Raw genomic sequence first — 14326 nt, 5'->3', positions numbered from 1 at the left:
CATGCCGGACACGGTCCTCGTCCTCAATTCGGGATCGTCGAGCATCAAGTTCGGCCTGTTCGAGATCTCGGCGACCGAGCCGAGCCTGCTGTGCAAGGGCCTGCTCGACGAGCACGAGGCCAAACCCCGGCTGGTGGTGAAGGGCCCCGCGGGCGAAGACCTGTTCGAGACCCGACGGGACGCGGCAGATACCGACGGCGCCCATCTGTTCGCCGACGTGCTCGGCTTCATCGAGGACCGGTTCGGCGCGGGCAATTTGCGCGCGGCCGGCCACCGCATCGTCCATGGCGGACCGGATTACTCGGGCCCCGTCGTATTGACGGACGATGTCATGGCGAAGCTTTCGGCGCTGACGCCGCTGGCGCCCTTGCACCAGCAGCGCTGCCTTGCGCCGGTCCGCGCGATCGGGAAAATCAAGCCCGAGCTGACGCAGATCGCCTGCTTCGACACCGCTTTCCATCATAACATGGTGCCGCCCGCGAACCGCTTTGCGATCCCGCGGCGCTTCGAGGCGCGAGGCATCCGACGCTACGGTTTTCACGGCCTGTCGTTCGAATATGTCGCGGGGCGCCTCGCCCAGATTGCGCCCGAGCTGATCGCAAAGCGCACCGTGATCGCCCATCTCGGCAACGGCGCCAGCCTGTGCGCGCTACGCCACGGCCGCAGCATCGACACCACGATGGGGCTGACGCCGCTCGACGGTCTCGTGATGGGCACGCGCTGCGGCACGATCGACCCCGGCGTGCTGCTCTACCTGCAACAGCACGAGAAGATGTCGCCCGAGGAGGTCCAGCACCTGCTCTATCACCAGTCCGGCCTCCTCGGCGTCTCCGGCCTCTCCGCCGACATGCGCACGCTGCTCGCGAGCAGCGAACCAACGGCGCGAGAGGCGGTCGATCTCTTCACGTTCCGCGCGGCGCAAGCGATCGCGATGATGGCGGCCACGCTCGAAGGGCTCGATGGCCTGGCCTTCACCGGCGGCATCGGCGAACACGCCAGGGAGATCCGCAGCGCGATCGGCCAACGGCTCGGCTGGCTCGGCGTGCGGATCGATGCGGCCGCGAACGAAGAGACGCGCGAGCGGATCAGCGATGGCGGCAGTGCGGTCGACGTGTTCGTCATCCCGACGAACGAGGAACTGACGATCGCGCGGCAGTGCGCCGCGCTGATCCGCGGACGCCCCGTCACGTGACATTTTTATGAATGATCTGCCGCAACGAGGCCGTCTACGTCTCGTGGCATGGAGTCCGCATCAATCAGCGAGCGGACAGATCATGAAGACCCACATCATCGAAGAGCTCGGACAAGGCGGCATCCTGTTGCCCGCACTGGTGGCGGAAGGGCTCGCCGCCAACGATCGCATCAAGGTGCGGATGAGCGCACTGCAAGCGGCGGCCCAGCATGCGCAGGAGCCGAACCGGCCCGCGAGCGACCTCGGCATCGAAAGCCAGACGGCCGGCATCGCCCCCACCGCTATCGCGACGCTGATCGGCGGCGCACATCTGGTCGGGCACGGCCGGCTCGCGGCGCCCGAACTTGCAAGGCTGATGCGGGAGATCGCGGACGACGCAGCGACCATGATCCGCGCCGTCGGCGCCGGCGCAGCTAACGAAGGAGAAAAAGCGCAGGCGCGCCTCGAGACGATCCGCGCGGCCGGCCTGCTCGAGTCCACCGGCGAGATCGCGATGTCCCATATCGCACGGCTGACGGGCGTCGCGGACGCGGGCGGCGACAGCCTGCATCGCCTCGTCATGGATCTGCACAAGCAGCTCAACAGGCTGGCAACGGCTTGCGCGGAAGAAACGCTCGACGGCGCCCACGTCTTCGGTCTGCACAGCGAGGACCGCACGGCGGTCGCCGCTTTCATGAAGGGCCTGAACGCGACGCGCGGCCTCAAGTTCAATCATCCGGGCCTCGACACCATGGCCACGCGAACCGACGGCCGGCTGCTGATCCAGAACGACATCGGCACCACGGACGCCCATGTCGTCGTGATTGCGGTGAAGAAGAACGCGGTCACGGTCACCTACACCGACGTGCACCTGGCCCGCGCCAAATTCTTCATCTCGCTGTTCGACAAGTTCGAGGCGAGCTGGAGCGGCCTCGATCGCCACACCGCCGCAGGGCTCGGCGAGGACAATTCCTTCTATCTCGTCACCGGCCAGTATCAGACCGGACACGCCGCCGATCGCAACGAATTCCTCGCGGCGGTCGGCGCCGCGCTGGTGTTTCTGATCGACTGGAACAAGGCGCGCAAGCTGCTGAGGACCTGGGTCGCCAAGGAGGACGCGGTCCACATCCTGGAATGGGCGGCCCGGCAGCGGATCGGCCATCGCGGCTTCCTCGAGCTCGGCGGCAACGATCTGCTGGGCTCTGCGGTGCGGAACGCCGCCCCGGCGCGCATCGGCTTCGGCGAGCGGCTCGACCAGGCGCTCGGCCGCAGCGCCGCGATCGATTTTCTCAAGGCCTCGCTGCGTGCCTCCACCGAGGCCTTGCTCGCGGGCCGCTCGGTCAGGACGGTGCGCGACCAGATCGAAGCCGACCTGATGCGGCATCTGGACCGCGTCGACGGAGCCTTGCTGGCAGCTGTGCTGCGCCAGATCGGCCTCGCCCACGATCTCGTCGCGGCGATCTCGCGCCATATCGCCGCCCTGCGCGCCGGCCAGCCCGCCGACGCCGCCCTGCTGACGCAGCGCTGCGGCATGATCGAGCAGAAGGCCGACAGAATCGCATTCGAGGGCCGCAACGAGGTGGACCGGCTCAATGCGCGTCCGCTGATCGGCCAGTTGATCGATCGCGCCGAGGAGGCCGTCGATGAGCTGGAGCAGGCTGCGTTCATCGCCTCGCTGATGCCGGGAAGAACCGATCCATCCCTGCTGGCGGCGCTGGCCGGGCTTTGCGCCGTGGCGGAGACCGCGACCGAAGTCGCCGCGAGCGGAATCGCCGCCGCGATCGACGTGCCGGAAGGACGGCACGCCGATTCCGAGGACGCGCTCGCCGCCGTGACCCGCCTGATCGATGCCGAACACGCCGCCGACAATTGCGAGCGCGCGACGACCGCACTGGTCTTCGGCGGCGGCTTCGACGTCGCGACCTCGCTGTCGGTGATCGAGCTCGCCCGCGCCGTCGAGCGCGCCACCGATCGCTTCGCCGCGTTCGGTCATCTGCTCCGCCGTCACATCATGATCGATCTCTCAGCTTGAGGAAGCCACCATGCATATCGTGCGTATCGGCGCTGACGCCTCCGAATTGCGCCCCGCCGAAGAGATCGGCGCCAAGGCCGCCAACCTTGCCCGCATGGCGTCACTGGGCCTGCCGGTGCCGCCTGCCTTCGTGCTCCCGGTCAAACTCTGCGCCGACATCGTTGCCGGCCATGCCCACGCCGCGCGACATCTGCGCGACGGCCTGGAGGAAGGAATTTCGTTCCTGGAGAGCGCTACCGGAAAGCGCTTTGGCGACCGCCGGCAGCCGCTGCTGGTGTCGGTGCGCTCGGGCGCGGCGCGATCGATGCCGGGCATGCTCGACACCGTTCTCAATGTCGGCTGCACGTCCGACGCCGTGCATGGCCTGATCCGTGCGACCGGCCGGCCGCGGCTTGCCTGGGATTGCCGGCGCCGTTTCCTGGAAAGCTTTGGCGAGACGGTGCTCAATATCGACCAGGCCGAATTTGCCACGCACATCTGCGAACTCGTCGCAGCCGAAAGCGCCGGCAGCGACCGCGAGCTCGACAGCGAGGCGCTGGCGCGGCTCGCCATCCGGGAGCAGACGCTGATCGAGGATCGCGCCGATGGCTCGCTGGAGGATGCCTTCGCGCAGTTGGAGGCGGCAGCCCGAGCCGTCTATCAATCCTGGATGAGCGAGCGCGCGCAGACTTATCGAAGCCTGCAACGTCTTGAAGCGCTCGAGGGCACCGCCGTGACCGTTCAGGCGATGGTCTTCGGCAATGGCGGTCTTGCCTCCGGGGCGGGCGTGGCATTCTCGCGCGATCCGTCGACGGGCGCGCGGCGCCCGATGATCGACCTCGTGCTCGATGCGCAGGGGGAAGACGTCGTTTCCGGGAGGCGCGCGCCCGATACGGCGGAGGCCATTGCCCGCGAGTTGCCGAAGCTCGAATCGGAGCTTGGCGATATCCTGAGGCAACTCGAGCGCACGTTCGCCGACGTCCAGGACGTCGAGTTCACGGTCGAGAACGGCAAGCTGTGGATCCTCCAGACCCGCACCGCAAAGCGCACGCCGCGGGCCGCCGCCAGGATCGCGATCGACCTCGTGCACGAAGGCCTGATCTCGAAAGACGAGGCCCTGGAACGGATTGCGGAGATCGACCTCGCCGCGCTGACCGAAACCAGATTGGCGTCATCAGGCGAGCCCGCGACGACCGGCATTGGCGCCTCCGGCGGCATCGGGATCGGACGGGCGGCGTTCTCGTCCGAAGGCGCTCAAAGCCTCTCGGCGGCGGGTGAACCGGTCATCCTGCTGCGGCCCGATACCAGCACCGCCGACGTCGCCGGCTTTGCCCTGTCGGCGGGCATCGTCACGTCAGTTGGCGCGCGCACCTCGCATGCGGCCCTGGTGGCGCGGCAAATGGGCAAGCCCTGCGTCGTCGGCTGCCGCGAGCTGAAGATCGATCCTGTCGCGAAGCGGGCCCGGGTCGGCAATCTCAGCCTTGCCGAAGGCGAATGGATTACGATCGAGGGCGACGCCGGAGAGCTCTATCTCGGACGCTGCGAGACGATCCGGACTCGGCCCGAAGCCGAGCTTGCCGAGATCGCATCGTGGCAGGCCCAATCGGATCAACATGGCAGGCACGTCGCCGCGCCTCAGTGAACGCCGGTCAGGATCTGAAAACACCCGATCGCGACCTCGATCACGATCAGCACCACGACCGCGATCTCGAGCCGGAGCGAGCGCTGGGTGTCGATGATGTCGGTCAGGGCATTGGCGGTCTCCGACACCGCGGAGAGCTTACGCTCGAGCGTGTCGAGGCGCTCCTTCAGCTCGTACTCGTCCTCGAGACGGGAATAGAGCCGGTCGAGCTCGGGCTTCTCCCAGAGCACGTCGGGCTTCTCGGCGATCGCGACGCGGCCGGCGACGCGCTGCTGCACCAGGAGGGCATTGCCGATCAGTTGCAGAATGCCTTTGCGCCGACGCGGCGTGCGGCCGTGTTCGGCTAGCTCCCGCGCAAACGGCTCGATCACATCGAAGACCGCGGCGACGCGGCGCTCGTCGCGCGCCAGCGACGTGCTCTTGGCGAGCGCGTCGGCAACCACCAGCAGCCGGTCGTCGGAGAACTTGGCGAGGCAGATCGGCCCGCCCGGCTGGATCGCCTCGGCGGCCTCGTCGTTGCAAAGCTGTGCCTGGGCGATCTCCTCCTCATACGGGCTGAGCTCGCCAGTCACGCGCGACTTCAAATTGTCAATGAGGACCTTCTCCTCCGAAGGCAGCAGGCCGATCAGCACCACGACGCCGTAGCGGAAGATCACGACAAGACCGGCGTGGACGCGGAAGGCGGCCGGAGTGGACGAGACCAGCGTCCCGATCTCCAGGCCGGAGGCATTGATGCGGTCTCCCAGCATCAGCGCCCGGACCCGTAGGGTCGGCGCAGCCCCCTGCTTCGGCGAAGTTGGCGCCGTACCAACGGCGAGTTGATCGGCGTTCATGCAAGACCTCCGTTGCCGCGCAGCTCCGGTAAATACAGTCGGGGTAATGCCGAAACATTCGGCAATATCGCGGGCCCGCCCGTGACACATTTGGCTGCGATGACGGGCGACGGTTTACCATCGCATGCTGAAGCGCGGCCGGAAAGTTGCACTCGGCAACGCCGCATGTTTATGACAACATCATAACGAGCTCCGCTTCTTTCCGAAGTGCAGACATTGAAGCCTCAATCATGTTGAGCGTCATCATTCCGACCGAAGGCGTCGAGCAGACGGCGGTCGCCACGCTGGCCGCGCTGGTTCCCGGCGCCGCCGCCGGAATCATCCGGGAAGTGCTCCTGGTCGACGGCACCCGCAACGGCGTCATCGAGCGCGTTGCCGACGTCGCAGGCTGCCGTTTCGTCGGCTTCGAGGGATCCTCGCAAGGCGCCGCCCTCGCGGCCGGCGCGCTCCAGGCCCGCTCGCCCTGGCTGATGTTCCTGCCCGCGGGCGCGGTGCTGGAAACCGGCTGGATCGAGGAAACCACCCAGTTCATCCAGGCCGTTGCGACCAGCGGCCGGGATCGGGCCGCGGTCTTCCGTTATGCGCGCTCGCCTTACGCCGATACCGGCTTGCGGGACATCCTCCGGGCCCTGGCGCGCAAGCTTGTCGGCCCGCTCGGCGACCAGGGACTCCTGATCGCGCGTGATCATTACGACCGGATCGGCGGCTACCCGCCGCAGGCCCGCCATTCCGAAGCGCGGCTGCTCCGGCGGCTCGGCCGATCGTCCCGGACCATGCTGCGCAGCCGGATCGTCATGGTCACGTGAGGCCACCTCGATACTTGCCAAAGTCAAATAGTTATTTGACAATGGCAAGTATCGAGGTGCCCCATGTCGTTCGAAGCTACCGACCCCATCACCGCGGTCCGCGCCTTCAACCGCTTCTATACCCGCAAGCTCGGGGTGCTCGACCAGCACCTTGGAAAGAGCCCGTTTTCGCTCAGCGAAGCCCGGGTGCTCTATGAACTCGCTCACCGCGACGATTTGGCGGCGAAAGAGATCGGAATCGAGCTTGGTCTTGACCCCGGTTATCTCAGCCGCATCGTCCAGAACTTCGACGAGAAGGGGCTGATCACGCGAAAGCCCCTGCCCGCAGATCGCAGGCAGTACCAGCTCAGCCTCACAGCCAAGGGCCGACAGACCTTCGCCAAACTCAATCAGAGTTCGCAAAACGAAGTCGCCGCCATGCTGGCCGAGCTTTCTTCCGATGACGCGACGCGGCTCACACAGGCGATGGCGACCATCGAGGCCGTGTTGGAGCAACGTCGCAGCCAGCCCGCGGCTTTCATGCTGCGCAGCCATCGCGTCGGCGACATGGGCTGGGTCATCTCCCGACAGGCCGCCGCCTACGCCGCCGACTACAATTGGGAAATCAGCTACGAGGCGCTGGTCGCCGAGATCTGCGCGCAGTTCATCAAGAACTACGACCCCGCGCGCGAGCACTGCTGGATCGCGGAAATGAGCGGCGAGCCGGTCGGGTCGATCTTCCTGGTCAAGGCCACGGACGAGATCGCCAAGCTGCGCCTGCTGCAGGTGGAGAAGAAGGCGCGAGGCCTCGGCGTCGGTCGCGCGCTGGTCGAGCAATGCCTTCAGGGCGCGCGTGAGAGGGGCTACAGCAAGATGACGCTGTGGACGCAGAGCATCCTGGTGGCCGCGCGCGGCATCTACAAGAGCGCCGGATTCAAGCTGGTCGCCACCGAGCCGCATCACAGCTTCGGGCAGGATCTGATCGGGGAAACGTGGGAGCGGGATCTGTAGCGATCACGCAGCGAGCAAGATGCCCGTAAATGTGCCCTCGCCCCTTGCGGGAGAGGGCAGCGACGCTGGTCGACACAAACTCACTTGGGTGAGGGGTATGGCTCCGCGCACGCACTCTCTCGCATTGTACACGCCGATAGATGCCCCTCGTCCGGCGCTTCGCGCCACCTTCTCCCACATCCGCCTTCGCCAAGGCCTCGGCGGACATGAGGGGAGAAGGGAAGTAAGCCCCTACGCCGTCGCGCCTTGCGCCTTCGGCCTTCGCAGGTGCTCGTCCAGCCGCGGCATGATCTCGACGAAATTGCAGGGGCGCGTGCGGTAGTCGAGTTGGGCGGCCAGGATGCCGTCCCAGCCGTCGCGGCAGGCACCGGGCGAGCCCGGCAGGCAGAAGATGTAGGTGGCGCCGGCGACGCCTGCGGTGGCACGGCTCTGGATCGTCGAGGTCCCGATCTTGGCGTGGCTCAGCATGTGGAAGGCAATCGAGAAACCATCCATGCGCTTCTCGAACAACGGCTCGATCGCCTCCGGCGTGACGTCGCGCCCGGTAAAGCCGGTGCCGCCGGTGGTGATGACGACGTCGACGCCGCCATCTGCGATCCAGCGGCGGACAACGGCACGGATCGCCTCGACGTCGTCGGTGACGATCTCGCGCGCGGCGAGATGATGGCCGGCTGCCAGCAGGCGATCAGCGAGCGTCTGGCCGGACTTGTCGTCCGCGAGCGCGCGCGTGTCCGATACGGTGAGCACCGCGATGTTGAGCGGGATGAACTGCTTGGTTTCGTCGATGGAGGCCATTGAACCGCACCTTCTCTCCCACCCGCCGCCGTCATCCTGAGGTGCGCGCTACGCGGTGCAACCGCACCGCACAGCGAGCCTCGAAGGATGGCCCGCGGGCTTCGCCATCCCCCGAGGGCTCGCCGAAGCGGCGAGCACCTCAGGATGACGCCACTACTCCCGGATTCCCGGACGTGCAATCGCGCATCATAGTTCACAGCTGCGCTGCGTCCGGGGCACACGATCGTCGTTACTGCGTCCCGCCGCCGAACGTGTTGCAGGCCTGGACCGTGCCCTGCTGGTAGCCGGTCATGAACCACTGCTTGCGTTGCGCCGCCGAGCCGTGGGTGAAGGAGTCGGGCACGACGCGCCCCGTGGCCTGGCGCTGCAGCGTGTCGTCGCCGATCGCGCTCGCCGTGGTCAGCGCGGCGTCGATATCGCCGGCTTCCAGGAAGTTCGGACGCTTCTTCGCCTCGCGATTGACCCAGACGCCGGATAGGCAATCCGCCTGCAGCTCGACCTTGACCTGGAGCGCATTCGCCTCCGCCTTCGAGCCGGCCTGCTGCTGCAGCCGCGTCACGCGCGGGATGATGCCGAGCAGGTTCTGGATGTGATGGCCGGCTTCATGCGCGATGATGTAGGCGGTGGTGAAGTTACAGGCGGACTTGCCGGAGCAGCCGCGGAAGCGCGTCTCGACCTCGCGGAAGAACGAGGTGTCGAGGAAGATGGTGCGATCCGGCGGACAATAGAACGGCCCCATCGCCGACTCTGCCCGGCCGCAGCGACCGCCATTGGTGACGTTGCGGAACAGCACGACCTTCGGGCCGGTGTAGGACTGGCCCGAAGCCTGGAAGATCTCGCTCCAACGGTCGTCGATCTCGCCGAGAATGCCGGCGATCATGCTGCCCATCTCGTCGGTCGGCGCGCCGCGCTTGGCGGTCGAAGACGACTGGCGATCGGTCTGGTAGCTCGGCGCCTGGCCGCCGCCGGTGAGGATCTCGGCGCCGCCGATCAGGATGCGCGGATCGATGCCGAAGGCATAGCCGACCAGACCGAGCACGATGATGGTGCCGATGCCGAGCCCGCCGCCGCCCATGGGCAGGCCGAACCCGCCTCCGCCACCGCCGCCTCCACCATCGTCGCGACGATCCTCGATGTCGTCGCTGCGGCGGAAATCATCGTAGCGCATGGCGGGTTTCCCTCAGTCCTCGATTGGCGTCATTAGGGCGCAGAAGCGCGAAAGCTCAACGCGCCACACACGTAAAATTTCCGTTGCTTTTATCAATATCCCGCTCGGCAATTATTGCCTAGTGCGACAGCACGCCGAAGCCAGCAATTTTTTCCGAGGGTCGAGCAATTTTTTCCGAGAGAAATTTGCAGCCTTTTTGAAGCCACGATGCTCCCCCAACCCAGGCGAACGCGAAATCCCCTGTAAAAAACAGCGAATGCGCACGTCGACATGCACGCAGAACGCGATGCGCGGCCTGCTCAACAAAACGGCGGGTTAAGTCGATTTTTACTTTGCCGCTTCATTGTAACGGTCAGTCGGTTGTTTGGTCCCGCGTCGCCGACAGCGTCGCCTGAGTCAGAGTTCTTGAGTCATGGTAGAGTCGCGTCGCGGGGCGTCTGCAAGGGCGCCCCGCACAAATTTTGAGTCTCCGTCGCATCGAATCATCCTCGGTGATTGCGTCGCCGAGATGTCGAAGCTTCAGGCAGGTAGCGTCGATCTGGTGTTCGCAGATCCGCCCTACAACCTTCAGCTCAAGGGCGATCTCAAGCGCCCCGACGAGTCCCACGTCGACGCCGTCAACGACGACTGGGACAAGTTCGATTCATTCTCCGCCTATGACGATTTCACCCGCGCCTGGCTGCTTGCCGCACGCCGCGCGATGAAGCCGTCGGCGACGATCTGGGTGATCGGCTCCTATCACAACATCTTCCGCGTCGGCGCGATCATGCAGGACCTCGGCTTCTGGCTCCTGAACGACATCGTGTGGCGCAAGTCGAACCCGATGCCGAATTTCCGCGGCCGCCGCTTCACCAACGCGCACGAGACCATGATCTGGGCCGCGCGTGACGAGAAGGCCAAGGGCTACACGTTCAACTACGAGGCGCTGAAGGCCGCCAACGAGGACGTGCAGGCACGCTCCGACTGGCTGATCCCGCTCTGCACCGGCGAGGAGCGCCTGAAGGGCGCCGACGGCAAGAAAGTGCATCCGACCCAGAAGCCGGAAGGCCTGCTGGCGCGCGTGCTGCTGTCCTCGTCGAAGCCCGGCGATCTCGTGATCGACCCCTTCAACGGCACCGGCACCACCGGCGCCGTCGCCAAACGCCTCGGCCGCTCCTATATCGGCTTCGAGCGCGACAAGACGTATGCGAAGGCCGCCGAGCAGCGCATCGCCAAGGTCGAGCCGCTGCCGGAAGAGAGCCTCGCCCCGTTCATGACCGCACGCGAAGCGCCGCGCGTGGCGTTCTCCGAGCTGATCGAGCGCGGCATGATCATGCCCGGCACGAAACTGTTCGACGCCAAGAAAAAGCTCGGCGCGCTGGTCCGTGCCGACGGCGCCATCATGTTCGGCGACAAGGTCGGCTCGATCCACCGCATCGGCGCCGTGGCGCAAGGCGCCCAGGCCTGCAACGGCTGGACGTTCTGGCATATCGAGACCAAGAAGGGTCTCAAGCTGATCGACGAGCTGCGCGCCGAGATCCGCGCGGGTATGGGGACGGAGTAGTTTCTCCGTCATTCCGGGCTCGCCAAGAAGCGCGCCCCGGAATGACGGCGGCAGTGGTTGAAAGCCGCCACGGCCGGGACTAGATTCCCCCGATCAGCCCCGTCCTGACCGGCCTGGTCCCATGCGACGACAGTCCGAGACATTGCTGCTGGTGCCGCTGCTGCCGATCTTCCTGCTCGGCATGTTTCCGATGTTCCTGATCGCCCTGCTCGGCTTCTTCGGCCTCGCGCTGTTCGGGGTGCTCGTGATTTGCGTCGGGCTCGCCGGCAGCAACGAGGCGCACGACAATTTCAATCACGACGTCATCGTGCACGGCTATGCCCGCGGCTCGGAGCGCGCGGCGCGGGCCTCCGACATGCATCTTGCCGCGCGGCTCGGGCTGCGCCTGGAGGCCGTCGGCGCGGCGATGGTTCTTACGGCGGCGATCGGCCTTTGTTACGCCGGCTGATCTGCGCACAGCGCAGATACCGCCCGGCAAACTCGCCGGTTGCCCTCTCCGACGAGGTTCGGGCAAGAGAAGGGCGCCAGCGGCAAGGATGCTGCGTTCGCGCTCGGCACGAGATATTGGCATGAAACTCTGGGGAGATGTGTGATGCTCAAATTCTATTTCAACGGCTCGCCGAACCCGACCAAGGTCGCGCTCTACCTGGAAGAGGCCGGCCTTGCTTTCGAGCCGGTGAAGATCGACACCCGCAAGGGCGAGCAGTTCACGCCCGACTATCTGAAGGTCAATCCGAACGGCAAGGTGCCGGCGATCGACGACAACGGGACCATCGTGTTCGACTCGAATGCGATCCTGCTGTATCTCGCCGAGAAGACCGGCAAGTTCCTGCCTGCCGCCAGCGTGCGCGGCGAGACGCTGTCATGGCTGATGTTCATCGCGACCGGCGTCGGGCCGTATTCGGGCCAGGCCGTGCACTTCAAGCATTTCGCGCCGAAGGACCAGAACCACGACTACGCCCATAACCGCTATCAGTACGAGACCGATCGCCACTACGGGATTCTCGACGCACACCTCAACGGCCGCCGCTACATGGTCGGCGACAGCTATTCCATCGTCGACATGGCGCTGTGGGGCTGGGCGCGGATGCTGCCGTTCAAGCTCGGCGACGACGCCTTCGCGCGCTACCCGAACGTGAAGCGGCTGGTGGACGAGATCTCGGCACGGCCGGCGGCAGCCCGCGCGATCGCGCTGAAGGACAAGTTCACCTTCAAGGCCGAGATGGACGACGAGGCGCGTGCCAACATGTTCAAGCATATGACGACCAAGGTCGCCTGAGCGCACACGCCGCTTGTCGGGCCACGCGCAAACGCGTGGCCCTTTGCTTTTCACGCCTCAGGCGGCGTGGACCGAGCTCAGGAACTTGGCGACCTCCTGCTTCAGGCGGTTGCTGTCGGCCGACAGCGAGCGTGCCGCGGACAGCACCTGCGATGAAGCCGACCCGGTGTCGGAGGCGCCGCGCTGCACGTCGCCGATGTTGGACGACACCCTCTGCGTGCCGTGGGCCGCCTGCTGGACGTTGCGCGAGATCTCCTGCGTCGCCGCGCCCTGTTGCTCCACCGCGGCCGCAACCGTCGAGGAGATCTCGGACAACCGCTCGATGGTGCCGCTGATTTCCCTGATGGCACCGACGGATTGCTCGGTGGCAGCCTGGATGTTGGAGATCTGCTGGCCGATCTCGCCGGTCGCCTTCGCCGTCTGCTCGGCGAGCGCCTTCACCTCGGAGGCGACCACGGCAAAACCGCGGCCGGCATCGCCGGCGCGGGCCGCCTCGATGGTGGCGTTCAGCGCCAGCAGGTTGGTCTGTCCGGCGATGGTGCTGATCAGTTCGACCACGTCGCCGATCCGTGCCGCGGCCTTGGAGAGCTCGCCGACGCGCGCGTTGGTCCGGCTCGCCTGACCGACGGCCTCGCCGGCGATGCGCGCGGATTCCTGCACCTGGCGTGCGATCTCGGACACCGAGGAGGAGAGCTCCTCGGTCGCCGAGGCCACCGCCTGGACGTTGGCCGAGGCCTCCTGCGAGGCGCTGGCGACCTCCGTCGACAGATTCTGCGCCCGCGAGGCGGTCGTGGTCAGCGTGCCGGCGGAGGCTTCGAGCTCATTCGACGCCGACGACACCGTATTCACGATCTCGCCCACCGCCTGCTCGAACTGGTCGGCCAGCCTGACCATGTCCTTCTTGCGGCTTTCGGCCTGCCGCGCCTCGAGCTCGGACTGCTCGCCGCGCATCCGCTCGGTGTCGATCATGTTGTCCTTGAACACCTGGATCGCCTTGGCCATGTCGCCGATCTCGTCGGCCTTGCCGCGGCCGGGAATCTCGACCGCGAGATTGCCGCCGGCGAGCAGCCCCATCGCACGCGTCATCGAAGCCAGGGGGCCGACGATGCTGCGGGCGATCATGAAGGCGACGATGCCGCCGAACAGGACGGCAAGGCCGCCCGCGATCTCCTGAACGGTCGTCGTGCCTTCGATCACGGCTTCGGCCTGGCTGCGCGAGTCCTGATAATCCTTCTTCAGGGTCGCTTCCGCGGCCTTGAGCCGCCCGATGCTGTCGACGACGAGGGGGGCGAGGTTCTTGTGGTAGATCTCGTCGGCCTGAAGCATCGCGGCCGAGGTCGTCTCGAACGCGGATTTGTAGACGCCGAGCGCGGTCTTCACCGGCCCCAGCGTGGAGCGCAACTCCGTCGCCTGCGGGCTTTTCTCGATCGCCGCGAGCCGTTGTGCCGCCCTGTCGACGCTGGCCCGGAAATTCGCCGGACCCTGCGCATCGCGCAGCGCCAGGAAGCGCCAGTTCGCGACCCGCACGAGGAGGATCCTGGATTCGAGGTCGGCAACGAGGGCCGCGGTGTCCTCGTCAACGGCCGCGCGCGCCGTGTCGGCCAGCTTGCCCATCTTGACGGCGAGGTCCTCGCCGCTCGGCAGCAAGGTCGCCTTGCCCGTCCTCGCCTCGTTGACGGCGTCACCGAGGTTGTCACGCAGGCGTCGCATCTTGGCGATGTCGTCGACGAGGCCGTTGTAAAGCGATCGCCGCTCCTCCGAGAGCGTCCCCTTCGCGCCGACCCGCAACAGCTCGGTCGCCGCGGTTTCCCGCTCCTGCGCCTCCTTCATCGCGGGCTCGCTGGCGTCGTAGACGTAACGCAGATTGGCGCGCTGGATCGCCTGAAGATGGGCCGATATCTCCAAAACCCGGGCCGTGCTGTCCGACAATGCAGATTGTCTTGCGACCTGATCCTGCACCGAGCGCAAATTCCAGACGGCGACCACCGCCATCACGAGACCAACCGCCACCAAGGCCATGAAGCCTGCGTACAGGCGTCCCCTGATCCGCAAACGAAACTTCGGCATTCCCACTGTCCACCCAGATGC

12 protein-coding genes are annotated in these 14326 nt (G+C 66.3%); 8 read left to right on the top strand and 4 right to left on the bottom strand.

Features of this window, described 5'->3' with window-relative positions:
- Position 1: 1 nt before the first annotated feature.
- The 3 genes from CO669_RS32160 to CO669_RS32150 all read left to right on the top strand — a co-directional run bounded on the left by CO669_RS32160 (position 2) and on the right by CO669_RS32150 (position 4824).
- On the top strand, positions 2 to 1192 hold the full coding sequence (locus CO669_RS32160; RefSeq protein ID WP_097666213.1) for an acetate/propionate family kinase: 1191 nt from the start codon (positions 2 to 4) through the stop codon (positions 1190 to 1192).
- A gap of 82 nt (positions 1193 to 1274) precedes the next feature.
- On the top strand, positions 1275 to 3203 hold the full coding sequence (locus CO669_RS32155; RefSeq protein ID WP_097666211.1) for a hypothetical protein: 1929 nt from the start codon (positions 1275 to 1277) through the stop codon (positions 3201 to 3203).
- 10 nt (positions 3204 to 3213) lie between these two features.
- Positions 3214 to 4824: a PEP/pyruvate-binding domain-containing protein gene (locus CO669_RS32150; protein WP_097666209.1), complete on the top strand. Its 1611-nt coding sequence runs from the start codon at positions 3214 to 3216 to the stop codon at positions 4822 to 4824.
- Here CO669_RS32150 and CO669_RS32145 read toward each other — a convergent pair.
- On the bottom strand, positions 4818 to 5657 hold the full coding sequence (locus CO669_RS32145; protein ID WP_097666207.1) for an RMD1 family protein: 840 nt from the start codon (positions 5655 to 5657) through the stop codon (positions 4818 to 4820). The genes CO669_RS32150 and CO669_RS32145 overlap by 7 nt on opposite strands.
- A 230-nt stretch (positions 5658 to 5887) precedes the next feature.
- Here CO669_RS32145 and CO669_RS32140 point away from each other — a divergent pair, with 230 nt between their 5' ends.
- Together CO669_RS32140 and CO669_RS32135 are read left to right on the top strand one after the other, a co-directional pair.
- A complete protein-coding gene (locus tag CO669_RS32140) occupies positions 5888 to 6463 on the top strand; it encodes a glycosyltransferase family protein (protein ID WP_097666205.1) in 576 nt (191 codons plus the stop codon).
- Between the two features lie 63 nt (positions 6464 to 6526).
- Positions 6527 to 7453, top strand: coding sequence for a bifunctional helix-turn-helix transcriptional regulator/GNAT family N-acetyltransferase (locus CO669_RS32135; RefSeq protein WP_097666203.1), 927 nt, complete (start codon positions 6527 to 6529; stop codon positions 7451 to 7453).
- A 231-nt stretch (positions 7454 to 7684) separates the two neighbouring features.
- Here the strand turns inward: CO669_RS32135 and moaB are convergent, their stop codons facing one another.
- Both moaB and ypfJ read right to left on the bottom strand, forming a co-directional pair.
- Positions 7685 to 8248: a molybdenum cofactor biosynthesis protein B gene (gene moaB, locus CO669_RS32130; protein WP_097666201.1), complete on the bottom strand. Its 564-nt coding sequence runs from the start codon at positions 8246 to 8248 to the stop codon at positions 7685 to 7687.
- Positions 8249 to 8477: 229 nt separating this feature from the next.
- A complete protein-coding gene (gene ypfJ / locus CO669_RS32125) occupies positions 8478 to 9416 on the bottom strand; it encodes a KPN_02809 family neutral zinc metallopeptidase (protein ID WP_097666199.1) in 939 nt (312 codons plus the stop codon).
- 412 nt (positions 9417 to 9828) lie between these two features.
- On the opposite strand from ypfJ, the gene CO669_RS32120 reads away from it, so the two are divergent.
- The 3 genes from CO669_RS32120 to CO669_RS32110 all read left to right on the top strand — a co-directional run bounded on the left by CO669_RS32120 (position 9829) and on the right by CO669_RS32110 (position 12238).
- Positions 9829 to 10959, top strand: coding sequence for a site-specific DNA-methyltransferase (locus tag CO669_RS32120; RefSeq protein WP_097666197.1), 1131 nt, complete (start codon positions 9829 to 9831; stop codon positions 10957 to 10959).
- Between the two features lie 121 nt (positions 10960 to 11080).
- Complete coding sequence (locus CO669_RS32115) at positions 11081 to 11407, top strand: hypothetical protein (protein WP_097666195.1); 327 nt, start codon at positions 11081 to 11083, stop codon at positions 11405 to 11407.
- Positions 11408 to 11551: 144 nt separating this feature from the next.
- Entirely contained in the window at positions 11552 to 12238 is a 687-nt protein-coding gene (locus tag CO669_RS32110) for a glutathione S-transferase family protein (protein ID WP_198964372.1), read from the top strand.
- Positions 12239 to 12295: 57 nt separating this feature from the next.
- On the opposite strand, the gene CO669_RS32105 is transcribed toward CO669_RS32110, so the two are convergent.
- The gene (locus CO669_RS32105; protein WP_198964371.1) at positions 12296 to 14305 is read right to left on the bottom strand and encodes a HAMP domain-containing methyl-accepting chemotaxis protein; all 2010 of its coding nucleotides are present in this window, start codon (positions 14303 to 14305) and stop codon (positions 12296 to 12298) included.
- Between the last annotated feature and the right edge of the window lie 21 nt (positions 14306 to 14326).

This window comes from Bradyrhizobium sp. Y36, from assembly GCF_002531575.1.
Taxonomy (GTDB): Bacteria; Pseudomonadota; Alphaproteobacteria; order Rhizobiales; family Xanthobacteraceae; genus Bradyrhizobium.
The sequence above is the reverse complement of the archived record's forward strand: the minus strand, read 5'-3'. Positions and strand labels throughout refer to the sequence as shown.

Bases quoted from the DNA above. Each gene is read 5' to 3' on its own strand.
- CO669_RS32135 (WP_097666203.1), top strand. From the start codon at position 6,527: ATGTCGTTCGAAGCTACCGACCCCATCACCGCGGTCCGCGCCTTCAAC.
- CO669_RS32120 (WP_097666197.1), top strand. From the start codon at position 9,829: ATGGTAGAGTCGCGTCGCGGGGCGTCTGCAAGGGCGCCCCGCACAAAT.
- moaB (WP_097666201.1), bottom strand. From the start codon at position 8,248: ATGGCCTCCATCGACGAAACCAAGCAGTTCATCCCGCTCAACATCGCG.
- CO669_RS32145 (WP_097666207.1), bottom strand. From the start codon at position 5,657: ATGAACGCCGATCAACTCGCCGTTGGTACGGCGCCAACTTCGCCGAAG.
- CO669_RS32160 (WP_097666213.1), top strand. From the start codon at position 2: ATGCCGGACACGGTCCTCGTCCTCAATTCGGGATCGTCGAGCATCAAG.
- CO669_RS32150 (WP_097666209.1), top strand. From the start codon at position 3,214: ATGCATATCGTGCGTATCGGCGCTGACGCCTCCGAATTGCGCCCCGCC.
- CO669_RS32115 (WP_097666195.1), top strand. From the start codon at position 11,081: ATGCGACGACAGTCCGAGACATTGCTGCTGGTGCCGCTGCTGCCGATC.
- CO669_RS32155 (WP_097666211.1), top strand. From the start codon at position 1,275: ATGAAGACCCACATCATCGAAGAGCTCGGACAAGGCGGCATCCTGTTG.
- CO669_RS32110 (WP_198964372.1), top strand. From the start codon at position 11,552: ATGCTCAAATTCTATTTCAACGGCTCGCCGAACCCGACCAAGGTCGCG.
- CO669_RS32105 (WP_198964371.1), bottom strand. From the start codon at position 14,305: ATGCCGAAGTTTCGTTTGCGGATCAGGGGACGCCTGTACGCAGGCTTC.
- ypfJ (WP_097666199.1), bottom strand. From the start codon at position 9,416: ATGCGCTACGATGATTTCCGCCGCAGCGACGACATCGAGGATCGTCGC.
- CO669_RS32140 (WP_097666205.1), top strand. From the start codon at position 5,888: ATGTTGAGCGTCATCATTCCGACCGAAGGCGTCGAGCAGACGGCGGTC.